The organism is Polynucleobacter sp. AP-Latsch-80-C2 (genome assembly GCF_018882185.1).
Lineage (GTDB): Bacteria > Pseudomonadota > Gammaproteobacteria > Burkholderiales > Burkholderiaceae > Polynucleobacter.
The window spans coordinates 1-12,524 of record NZ_JACVOY010000014.1; the positions used below are offsets into that span (position 1 = coordinate 1).

Here is a 12,524-nt window from a genome sequence, read left to right on the forward strand (position 1 = left end):
ACACTACTATCAATTGTTGAGCTAAAAGTAATATCGCCACTCGTGCCTGCTGCAGAGCTAGTTAATACAATATCACTACCCAGTGTCACTGCGCCAGTGTAGGTTTGAGCACCGGTGGTGGTGATTGCAGCACTTATTAAGCTTGCTCCCCCAATGATCAGGTTAAGGGGAGAATGCACATCTCCGATAACACTTTTAAAAGTAGTTAGTTGTGAGCTTGAATTTGGTATAACGGCTAAAGATACGATAGCTCCCATCGCCCAACCAGCATTGACAGCTCCATTAAATGTAACGCTACCAGCATTTGGATTTATGGTAACCGTATTGTTGGTGAGTTGAGATAAGCTATTGGCATACAAGTAAACATCATAGTTGTAACTTTGTGACCCCTTTGTATATACATCAGATCGTAAATTTGCTATGCCAATAGTAGTTAAATTATTTAAAGCCCTGATCCCGCCAACAGTTCCATAGAAGTTTGTAGACCCCCAAAGCCCTGTTGCATCGGAACTAACAGTTAATGAATTTGTTCCAGCAACCCCCGCATCATCAACTGTTGAATTAAAGATGACATTACCAGTAGCGGTGAGTTGAGGAGTAACACCTGCACCACTTGCATTTCCAACTAGTACCGCACCGTTGTAGGTTTGATTTCCGCCATTCGAAATTGATCCTGCAATTGAGCCAGTTCCGTTTACTACTAAGTTTGAATTATTTGAAGAGTTTATTAAAGAGCCGCTAGCAGCAATCGTTAAATTATTAACAGTTAAATTATGATTAGATAAATCAAGTGTTCCAGAATTAGTAATAACTAAATTACTTGAATCAGGCCCAATATTTCCGTTCGTATCTAAAATCAATTTCCCATATGACACCGTAGTAGTACCACTATAGGAGTTTGCAGATGAAAAGACTACGTTGCCAGTATTTGCACTTGAACCAATAGTCAGGGCATAGCCACCACTTCCCTCAGTAATGGCAGTAGTACTAATTGTGAGAGTAGCAGTTGGTGCCGCACTGAGATATGAAATGCTCGATCCCAATGTAATCCCGCCTGTGATTGCACCGCTACTCCCTGTGCTACTTGTAATTGTGCCGCCATTTAAATTTATGGGGATATTAATAGATAAACCAGCTACATCCAATGTTCCGCCAAGAGAAACAGTCAAAGAGCCAAACCCTGAAACAGATCCATTATTTCCAAGTTTTAAAGTACCGGCACTAACGGTCGTTGCTCCAGTATAGGTATTAGCAGCCAATAGCATTAGCGTACCACCGCTACCATTCATTGTGAAAGCACTTGGAGTTGGACTGTAATCACCCAAGACTGCAGAGATAGTGGCAATCCCTGAGGTATTAGTTGCACTGTAAGAGGCGGCAGTAATACTACCCCCGCCTATTGAGTCGCTTAAGGTGCCTGCCCCTGTAATCGAGATCGTGCCAGCACCAAGATTCACAGTAAGGCCATTGATATCCAAAGTACCTGCACCAATGATGACGTCATGATCTGACGGTAAGGCACCGCTTGTGCCTAAAGTCAAGGTTCCCGAAGTAATGATAGTGCCACCAGTATAGGTATTAGCAGTAAAGCTATTACCAAAAATTAAATTATCAGCACCACTTTGCTTTACAGCACCGCTACCAGTAATAACGCCGCTATAAGTATCGCCACCGCCGCCAACAGGTTCATTAAAGATCAAGGTACCATTATTGGTAACGCTACTGCTATTGGAGATCCAGCCTGCAGAGGTACCGTTACCCAATTGCAGCGTTCCCGCACTAATGGTTGTAGTACCGCTGTAGGTGTTGGTATTAGTCAAAGTCCAGGTACCAGCATCTTGCTTAGTTAAGGTTCCTGCATTAGTGCCAATGACAGAGTTCACTGCTCCACCTTGAGCTCCGCCTAAGGTTAAGCCAAAGCCAGAGCCCGTAATAGTTCCGCTATTACTTAAAGTAATTAAACCAGTACCGCCGATGATGGAGCTGGCGCTACCTAAGGTAATTAAGCCAGCATAGGTTGCAGCTGTGCTATTGCTATTCAGTAAGGCGCCACCGCTAGAGATACCCGTACCATTTAAGGTTAAGGCATTAGTAGCGGTCATGGTGATGCCATTTAGGTCTAATGCAGCTCCACTAGCAACACTTACTGCCCCACTATTGCTACCTAAGGCAGTAGCGTTCCCTACTTTAAGAGTGCCTGCGCTAATCGTCGTGCCACCACTGTAGGTGTTGGTGCCAGAGAGAGTGAGGGTGCCACTACTGCTGCTGTTAAGAGTTAAAGCTATTTTTTTGGTGCCATCTTGAATAACGCCACTAAAGCTTCCAGGACTTGCTCCGCCAAAGGTCAGAGTAACGTCACTTAAGCCACTGTTAGTAACATAAGGTGTGCCACCAGTACTATTGAGTGCAGCAATGATTTGGCTATAACCGTCTAGATCCAAAGTACCACCACTCATGCTAATGGCAGCAGTAGTTGGGATGGTTGTGCCAGAAACATTGGCGAGTTTTAATGTTCCCGCACTAATGGTTGTAGTACCGCTGTAGGTGTTGGTATTAGTCAAAGTCCAGGTACCAGCATCTTGCTTAGTTAAGGTTCCTGCATTAGTGCCAATGACAGAGTTCACTGCTCCACCTTGAGCTCCGCCTAAGGTTAAGCCAAAGCCAGAGCCCGTAATAGTTCCGCTATTACTTAAAGTAATTAAACCAGTACCGCCGATGATGGAGCTGGCGCTACCTAAGGTAATTAAGCCAGCATAGGTTGCAGCTGTGCTATTGCTATTCAGTAAGGCGCCACCGCTAGAGATACCCGTACCATTTAAGGTTAAGGCATTAGTAGCGGTCATGGTGATGCCATTTAGGTCTAATGCAGCTCCACTAGCAACACTTACTGCCCCACTATTGCTACCTAAGGCAGTAGCGTTCCCTACTTTAAGAGTGCCTGCGCTAATCGTCGTGCCACCACTGTAGGTGTTGGTGCCAGAGAGAGCTTGAACGCTACCAGAGCTATTCAGAGTTAAGGCTACAACACCAGTACCGCCGTTGTTATCACGGATAACACCAGAAAAACTCTTAGTAAATGCAGAGCTACCTGCTATGGTCAATGTATTGGTGCTAGATCCTGAATTCTGAATATAAACTCCACCACCAGTACCCGAGGTTGCTAATGAATAAATCGAGTCATTAAAGCCATGGAGATCTAACACTGTATTGTCAGCCATAATCACGGGAGAATTGCTTCCAATTGCATTGGAAGCACCAAGTTGCAAGGTACCCCCACTGATGGTGGTACCACCGGTGTAGGTGTTGGCCTTAGATAATATTACGGTGCCGGCATTACCACTACTGCCATAATTTAATCCGTAGCCAGCACCAGAATCTGACAACACCGAATTCATATTAAGGCTTGCTCCACTGGCAGCGTTCAAATTTGAGGTGGTAGCTAGCAAGGTGATGCTACCAGTGATGGCACTGATAGCGCTCGAGTTGCTATTTGTAATGGTTCCACCATACAACTGAATTGAGTTTGATGATGAGTAGCTATTAAGATCTAAAGTACCAGCAGATCTAATTACGACATTCCCACTACCCAAGGCGTTAGTTCCGGTATTTACTAATCGAATAGTTCCACCAGTTATCTCAGTTCCGCCCGTATAAGTATTAGAGTAATGACCCAATATTAAGGTACCAGACCCAGTTTTTAATATCGATCTACCATCTATAGTCCCTTGTATTTCTCCCGATCCTAAACCAACATTAAAAGTGCTAACCCCAGACACATTGAGTGGTGCGTATATAGATCCTGAAATATTTCCAGTAGCATTGAGGGTGAGATTTAATGTGCCATAGTATGAGGTTTGAGATGTTTCAGAAGCATTATTTAATATTCGTGCATTAAGGGTAATATTCGATCCAGCCGCTAAAGTCAACGTCTCTGTATTGGATCCGGTAACCTGAATTCCTTGATCAACCGAAATATTTCCAGATGCTGAAAGAGTAACGTTATAACCAGAATTCAAAGCGTTAATTACGCTAGTATTAGTAATTACTGAGTTAGTGCCTGCAGTGTAAGAGCACGGCGAAGATCCGCAACTAAAAGCAGTTCCAGATGCAGAGTTGCTTATGGATAGATCATTTGGATCCAATAACCACATTCCTCCTCTACCAGCATTAATGGAAGAGAGTAAGTTAACAATTTGACCAGAGGTCTCAATGTAACCACCGTTGGTGGTGTTAGCTGGGTTGGTTTGCGCTGCGTTGAGAATGCTATTGATATCTAGATTGGTAAAGATCGAGAACGGTAGTGTGCCACCTGCGTTATTTGTCGTTGGGGCATCATTACCGACTTTGATGGTGCCGCCCTGGGTAAATCCGGTTGCTTCTACTGTCGATGATTCAAGGCTTGTGTAATTTGTCGCTGCGATGCCAACCTGTCCACCACGGCCATTGGCACCATTGGTTTGGATGAGAGCACTTTGTAAATTGATGTCGCCAGAGGTGGTGGTGATTTGGATATTGCCGCCATTACCAGAGCCATTGGCTTGTATTTGGGCGTTATTGATAACTTGATTATTGACTGTTTGCAGGGTAATTGCGCCGCCTGGGCCGTTATTACCATTCGCCTGAATCAGACTTCCAGCTTGAATACTGCTTGATGTTGCTACTGCTAAAACGGTACCGCCGGTGTTGCCGTTTGCTTGGACTTGGCCAGCAATAGAAAGTTGAGTAGCTTGGAGATTGAAGTTACCGCCAGGGCCGTTATTGCCGTTAGCCTGCATTACCGAACCGGTTTGAGTTGTTACTTGTGGAGCAGCAATACTAATGGTGCCACCTACTCCTGAGATCTGGGCATTGTCAGTTGAGTTGGGTGCAACAGTTGCATTTGCCGTAATCGTAGCTGTTGGGGAAACAGTCACACTAGAGCTAGCCACTAAGGTAATTGTGCCGCCTGAATTATTAGGCGTTGCTGTTGCTACCGTTGCTTGGGCTGCAACCTGAGCCGGGGTTTGAGCAGTGAAGGTCAAACTGGCTATCGGGGCAGATGGTACTCCAGTACTTGCAGCGCTAGCCACATTAATAATGGTGGTCGTACCAGACTGAGCTGCAGATGCCGCTTGAGCAATATTGATATTAAGGACTGCAGCATTCGGGGCAACTAGATTTACGACATTCATTAATGGGCTAATTGGGGTTGCTAATGCGGAGACTTTAACGGCATTCGCTGCCACATTGTTACTTGCTACAGTGGCAGCAGCAGCAGCACTTGCGGCAGCTGCGGTGGCTTTAGCTGTGGTTTGGGCAGCTGCTGTAATGGCGTTCGCACTTGGCGCAGCAGGTGCTTGGGCGGCGAGCTCCTCTTCTTTGGTACGCACCACAGTAGTGCTAGAACTACTTGAAGAGCTGCTGCCTGATCCTGAACTTGAGCCATTTGAGCTAACTGAACCGGATAAAACAATTGCGCCACCAGTCACATTAATAGATCCAGTTGAGCCACCAGAACTACTTAATGCACCATTAACGGTCACTGCCTGAGCAGTCGCGGTGATCTGGTTTGCACTAGTAGTACTTCCAGAAGACAGGGATAAAGCAGCTGAGTTCATCACCAAATTACTAGTTGAGCCGGTTGTAATTGCGCCGTTGTTAGTAATGGTTCCGGTTGCGTTTAAGGTTAAATTACCAGCACCTGAAATGGTCGCCCCAGCAGCTACTGTGAGATTTCCGGCCACATCGACGGTCACGTTAGAGGTGCTTAATGCCGTTGAAATCGCTGCTGCTGTAGAGCTATCAACCACTAAATCAGTCGGATCTAAGAGCCACATTCCGCTCTTTCCCTTAGGGGCAGAAACATCAACAACTGCTGTTGTAGCTATTACCAAAGTACCCGCTGATGACGTTTCTATGTAACCACCGTTGCCACCTAGGATGCCACCGAGTGCTTTTAAAGTACCTGCAACCGTGGTTTTGATGCTTGACCAAAGATTGATCTGACCGCCATCACCCTTTTGAGTTGATGAGGCATCAATCGTTGCACCAGCTTCTAAAACGACAGTTTTAGCGAGATTTTGTGCTTGAACATTGGTACGAGTACCATCAGCATTTTGGGTATATTGAACATTTGTGGTGCCAACGTTTACAGTACCGCCGTTTACTGTTCCCTTGGCATTAATCGTAGATCCAGCAGCCAAAGTGATGTCATCGCCCTGCAAAGTGATCTTGCCGCCGTTGGCGTTTGCTCCTTTGCCATTGGCGCTAATCGTGCCGTTTTGGCTGATTGTGGACGCAACTAGCTCTATGATGCCCCCGTTATTAACCATCGAAGAGGCGGAAATACGGCCGGTGTTCCTGATCACTGAGCTCATCAAGCTATTTGCTGCACCTGCAGCTATGATGACTAAGCCACCGTCAACTTTGACCAAACGTTTGTTCTCGATCAGGGCATTGATTGCTGACTCGTCAACTTTCACACTGATGAGACTATCTCCACGGAAGTCCAAAGTAATTTGCTTACCGGCTGCCAGAGCAACGGTACCTGAGCCAATTTTGGCGATTAAATAGCCGTCATTACGTACTTCTGGGGCCAACAGGGCAATGTAGCCATCCTTAGCATTGGCGCTAATCGTGCCTTCATTGATAATTTTTCCGGTGCCATCGCCTTTATAAGTCGATTTACCGTCCATAAAGTCCTTATTGGAGATGTTCATAGTGGTCGCTACGACCCCTGCTGCATCAACCTGGGATCCCTTGCCAAAAGTGACCCCATTGGGGTTCACCAAAACCACCTGTCCGTTAGCCTTAATTGCCCCATCAATAACCGATGGAGAAGAGCCTGTAACGCGGTTCAAAGTGACTGCCGAACTATTGGGCTGATTAAAGGTCACAGTAGCATCTTTTCCGACGTTAAAACTCTCCCAATTCACCACTGCTCTTTGTGAAGCTTGATTAACTTGAGTTTGTAATCCGGATTGAGTAATGACTGCAGTACCAGCAACAACTTGTCCAGCAGTTGGTAAAGCACGCGCATTATTTTGCGCATGAGCGATCGAAATTTGTGCAACCCAGATGACCAAAATTGCTAACAGAATTTGCGCAATGAAAAAGAATTTTTGCGTAGAAATTTGATGGGTATTTTGAGATCTGATCTGCCCGCTGTTTTGAATAAAAACAGGGGCCTTTTTTAAAACGGAAATGGACCACAAATTATGGTCCAAATTTTGCGCCTTGAAGGTGATGATTTGAGGATAAGTTTTACCTCGTAATCGCCATACATGCTGAGCTAAAAATTTAGTCTGAATGATGTGCGATGAAATTGGCCTTAAGCTCAGTCTTACGAAATAAAACACATTCAATAAATTTTGCGCGCAACATTCGGCACCCACACAGATGTGTGAGAACAACTGATTGCATGGGGAACAAAATTTATCCACTAAAAACACTAAAATTTAATTTAACAATCGCTATAAAATTAACTACGCATTAATATGCAAAAACCCCAATAGATATTTGGGGTTCAAGTCTTATTTAAGCATATTCACCCTAGGGCTAACAAGCGCCTAGCTCAAGTAAATCAAAATGAAAAAATGAGCCCCTATATCTCAAGGATTTAGCGCAACTTAATAAGCCCAAATATTTAGTGGGATTTTGAAAAAAGAGGATTTTGGAGAATTTTGACCCCTTTTTAAAGGTGTAAAAATGCTGTTTTTTAGGCTGGAATTTTCCTGGATTTGGGGTCAAAAAATGGGTTATTTTTGCACCCTTACCCTCTAAATTAAGGGTAAATTTTTAAGGATTTATTCGCACCAGTATTTGAATAATTTACCTGTATTGAATACTGAAATTTTTACCAATCCGCTGTGCTGCTACTGTGAAATTTTTAGTTCGCCTCATGATCTCTATATAGTCATTTTTTAGAAAAATCTTAGCTAAGAACTGGCAGTTAAATGCTCTCCTTTTTAGCTACTTGCTAGCCTAAATTTTTGTCAATTTTGAGGTCAAAAAATAATGGCATTTCGGGAGGTAAATTTGAATGATTTTTAGGCTCATTTCTGCGCCCTTTTTTGATTCTTTTTGAGTGTCATTTTCATCATTAATATTGTGCTTTTTTGACATCAAAATAGATCTTCTTTTTGACGAAAATTAGGTCAAATTTTGTTGCTTAAATTTCCACTCATGCGGTGTGAATTCATTTTTCATTCTTCATAAGTTACATGAAGTTTTTTTGAAGTGATGAGTTTGAAAATTACTATTGAAATCAACACTTAGATCGTTTTACTTGATGCATACAATCAATTCATTAGAGATTTGTTTACGATCATTTCTCTCTACTGATTGGCGAAATTGGATTTGTTTTTTACTCTATTTGCTGATCAAAAGTGCTCTAAATAGAGACCCAAAAAAATGACTTATTTTGACTTACGATTTCGATCAAAAAAGAGATCTTTTTGGGGTATTTTTTGAGCTCTAAATTGGATTTCCTGGAGACTTCAAATATGGATCTATTTGGGGTGCAAATAAGCCTATTTTTTGCCCCATTTAGCCTGCATTGAATATCTCAATCCAATACAATGGAGGCTATTCATTAAATATATGTTTTTAATAGAGAAAATGACTCAAAACACCTTTTTTCGCCTCAACAAGCTGTCTTACTCTGCATTAGCACTTTTTGTAGGGGGTGCTAGCATTTCTAGCGCTGTCTATGCCCAAGTTGATGCCGGCGCCTTGCAGCAGAATTTAGAGCGTCAACTCCCCTTGCCCTCCCCCCTTGCCCTTCCAGAATCAGCCAAACCTACCGCTCCACGTGAAAGTGCCTCTAAAGCGGGTGAAGTCCGCTTTACGGTCAATTCTTTCGTTTTGGAAGGGGTAAAGCTACTTCCTGAAGCTACGGTTCAGGGTGTTCTCAAGCAATGGGTAGGCAAACCCGTCAATTTTGATGATTTGCAAAAGGCTTGTGATGCTGTTGTCGCTTTGTATAGATCTAAGGGATTTACTGTTCAAGCTATTTTGCCTCCACAAAAGATTGCTGATGGCGTAGTGAAGATTTTGATTACTGAAGCCAAGTTAAGCGAAGTGATTGTGGACACCCCGCAAGGCAACACGCGTTTTGGTAAAGATCGTGCTGCCCAGTACATTACTTATGCAAATCCCGTCGGCGGTCCGCTCAATATGGATAACTTGGAGCGTGCCTTAATCATTTTGAATGAAACTCCTGGTGTAATGGTATCTAGTCAATTAGAGCCAGGCAAGAATGATGGTGAGACTGCTGTTCGAGTACAGCTCACTGAACCCCCTATTGCTGCCGGTCGTGTTGAACTCAATAACTACGGAAGCCGTACTACTGGTGCTAACCAAGGCGTGGTTGCTTTAAATGCCAATAACGTTACAGGCATTGGTGATCAAGCGGCGATTAACGGAATTGCTTCTGAAGGTTCGCAATATATTCAAGCGGCCTACTCTTTGCCTGTTTCTCCTGATGGTCTTCGCTTAGGAGTAGCTGGAACCTACTTGAACTATAAGAACGTCAGTAGCTATGTGTCTGCCAATAGCGGTGTGGGCGATGCATGGACAACGGGTTTGAGTGCAGCCTATCCACTCATTCGTAGTCAGGCAACAAACCTCAATGCAACTCTGAACTATGACATTAAGAGTTACATGAATAAAAATAATACGACTCAATATGTCATCAGCAGCTACAACATTAATAACTTTTCTATTGGCATGTCAGGCAACCACTATGACGGCTTTGCTGGCGGCGGCATCTCGACTGGTTCGGTCTCTGTAGTACAAGGCTACCTGGATATTCTAGGAACCAGCTCCAAAGGTTATGGCGCTTACACCCCGCCTAGCTTTTCTAAATTGGCCCTCTCTGGAAGTCGTAATCAACAGCTGACTGAAGACGGATTAACCTCTTTCTATGTTGCTGTCAGCGGTCAAGCTGCTTCAGTTAACTTAAACTCCGCAGAGCAGTTTTATCTAGGAGGTCCTTATGGGGTGCGCGCCTATCCAGTTGCACAGGGTGGTGGCTCACAAGGTGGCTTAGCTACAGCCGAATTGCGTCGCCAGTTACCAGAGAATTTCACAATCAGCGCCTTCTTTGATGCTGGCGCTGTACAGCAATACAAAAATCTATATCCAGGCTGGCAGGGTCAAACCCATGCCAACAATACTTACTCTTTAATGGGTGCGGGCTTGGGTCTTAAATGGATCTTTGGTGGGTGGAACGTTGCTGGTTCAGTAGCTTGGCAAGTGGGTAAAAATCCTCTATACAACCAGTATGGACAAGCAGTAAATACCGATGGCACCACTACCAATCCTCGTGGCTGGATTACCGGTAGCTATACATTTTGATGATGGCTTAATTACTTAGCCTGAGTCATGACTGGGTCGCTACCGGGGTCGCCACTACAGGGTGCGGCCCTTTTACTTTGTGCGTAGAGATCTGCGTTTTCCATGCGCTCACTATTACCAGGGTGCGTAGATAGAAACGGAATGGCTGCACCCTCACCTAAAGCGTTCATCTTGGCAGCAAAGCGATAACTTCCACACGGAGAGTACCCCGCTTGCATTGCCCACTGCATACCCATCTCATCAGCTAAGCGTTCATCATTACGACTAAATGTGAGACCTACCCCCTTGGCGGCGTTACCAATAATTAAGCCGCTAAAGGGAATAAAGTAACTCGCAATCATGCCTAAGGCTTGGCTAGTGGCATCTACTGCTGCATCGCGATTCTTGGCGTAATCTGCTTGCGTATGGCCCAGTTGATGATGGGCTAACTCATGACCCATGACGGTGGCCATGACATCAGGATCATTGCCAAACTGCGCAATGAAACCATTGGTAAAAATGATGTAGCGCTGATTGTTTTGTAGCTCTGCAAAGGCATTGATCTCTTTTGAATCTGATAAGCCCACAATAAATGGAAAGGGGACCGTTTTCACCATTTTTTGACGAACCGTAGCTAGATTCTTTTCTGCGCTACTGGCGCTTAGATTGGTATTGGCGGTTTGCCACCATGTCTCATTGGGTATTTGAACTGCCATTGGCTTTTTAGTGCTAGAACAGGCCACAAGGAGCGCGCTGCAAAGAACTGCCAAGGTATTGCGTGTAGTGCAAATACCAAAACCCATATTTAAATCAAAATATCTTTGAGGCCACGCATACCCGGAGAATTAGCAGGTGGAACTGGTACCGGAGTCGCTGGTGCAGGCTGATTTGGGCGTTGAGCAGCCTTTGCAGCCTCCTCAAGAGCCCTTCTAATGGCCTCAGTTGAACCCGCCAAGCTAAAGCGCGTGACGCCAAATGCTCCAGACTGCAGCGCTACTGCAAAGCCAATCGTGTCCCCTGCTTTAACAGCATTGAGCACGGCATCAAAGGGATCCAAGATCTGAAAGAGATTACCGCCAATTTGGGTGCATTGCATGGATAAGGCTGTAGAGATGCTTGCGCTATTCATGAGCACAGAGTACTTAGCACCTGGTTGGCACTGCAAAGCTTGATGAAGGTAGAACAAACATTTATCAGCCGCACAAAAGACCCCAAAAGAGGATTTGGAATCATTAGATGTGTAGGCTTCTGTAGTGGCGCCATTCATGTCTACTATCCAGCTCTGATAAGCCACCTTCTCACCCGCAATAGCAAGCTGAGATGAGAGGCTTAAGAAAAACAGCGTGGATAGTAGAAGCTTTTTCATTGGGATGAGCTTACATCACAATCTTGGCAGATTCACGCAATTTCTTAACAGTTTCAGCCAGATACTGCTGCACGATGGCTTGGCGCAACTGCGGCTTAGCCTCATCAAACGTTGGGAATTTGAATGCGCGCTTATCGTCAACCTTCACAATCACCCAACCACCTTGAGTTTGGATTGGTGCATTAGATATGGCACCTTTACTCAGATTCACAATCACATTGGCTACAGGGGCTACAACCTGGCCTGGCAATACCCAACCAATTTGACCGCCATTGGCTTTTGAAGCTTGATCAATGGAATAGTCTTGCGCCAACTTACCAAAGAGCTCACCCTTCTGGATGCGTCGGATTAAATCGTTTGCATCAGTTTCAGTTGTCACAATAATTTGGCTCAAGCGATATTGGGTCGCAGATGCACCTTCACCAATGAGTTTTCTTTGGCGGTCATACTCTTCGCGTAGCTTTGCATCTGAAATAGGATTCTTCTGAAAATGATTTTCCAAAAATGCTTGAATCATCAATGTTTGCTTGAGTTGAGCAATCTGATCCCGGAAGTCGATATCTTTATCTAAGCCTTGGCGAATCGATTCTTGAGTAAGTAACTCACGATTAATCAATTCATCTTTAAGTGCATTCTTGAGTTCTGGTGAATCTTTTTGACCTTGAGCCATTGCTGCTTTGACATTAAGATCCAGCAAGCCATTGGTAAGCGGCGTGCCGTTGACTGTTGCAAAGAAATCCACATTATTGGAAGCAGGCTTATCGGCTGCATAGATCGACTGACTGATCACTAAAAGACCAGCCAGGAGAGAATAAATAAGTTGTTTTTTCATGGGCTTATT

Annotated in this window: 5 protein-coding genes; 1 reads left to right on the forward strand and 4 read right to left on the reverse strand. The window is 44.5% G+C overall.

Features of this window, described 5'->3' with window-relative positions:
- A partial coding sequence (locus ICN47_RS11850) for an autotransporter-associated beta strand repeat-containing protein (RefSeq protein WP_216220150.1) occupies positions 1–7,205 on the reverse strand: 7,205 nt, incomplete at its 3' end.
- Between the two features lie 1,393 nt (positions 7,206–8,598).
- Here ICN47_RS11850 and ICN47_RS11855 point away from each other — a divergent pair.
- Positions 8,599–10,338, forward strand: a complete 1,740-nt coding sequence (locus ICN47_RS11855; RefSeq protein ID WP_216220151.1) for a ShlB/FhaC/HecB family hemolysin secretion/activation protein — start codon at positions 8,599–8,601, stop codon at positions 10,336–10,338.
- Between the two features lie 11 nt (positions 10,339–10,349).
- Here ICN47_RS11855 and ICN47_RS11860 read toward each other — a convergent pair whose 3' ends face one another.
- The 3 genes from ICN47_RS11860 to ICN47_RS11870 form a co-directional block, all read right to left on the reverse strand.
- Positions 10,350–11,033, reverse strand: a complete 684-nt coding sequence (locus ICN47_RS11860; RefSeq protein ID WP_216220152.1) for a M48 family metallopeptidase — start codon at positions 11,031–11,033, stop codon at positions 10,350–10,352.
- An 89-nt stretch (positions 11,034–11,122) separates the two neighbouring features.
- Positions 11,123–11,683, reverse strand: a complete 561-nt coding sequence (locus tag ICN47_RS11865; protein WP_216220153.1) for a hypothetical protein — start codon at positions 11,681–11,683, stop codon at positions 11,123–11,125.
- Positions 11,684–11,693: 10 nt separating this feature from the next.
- On the reverse strand, positions 11,694–12,515 hold the full coding sequence (locus ICN47_RS11870; protein WP_216220154.1) for a peptidylprolyl isomerase: 822 nt from the start codon (positions 12,513–12,515) through the stop codon (positions 11,694–11,696).
- Between the last annotated feature and the right edge of the window lie 9 nt (positions 12,516–12,524).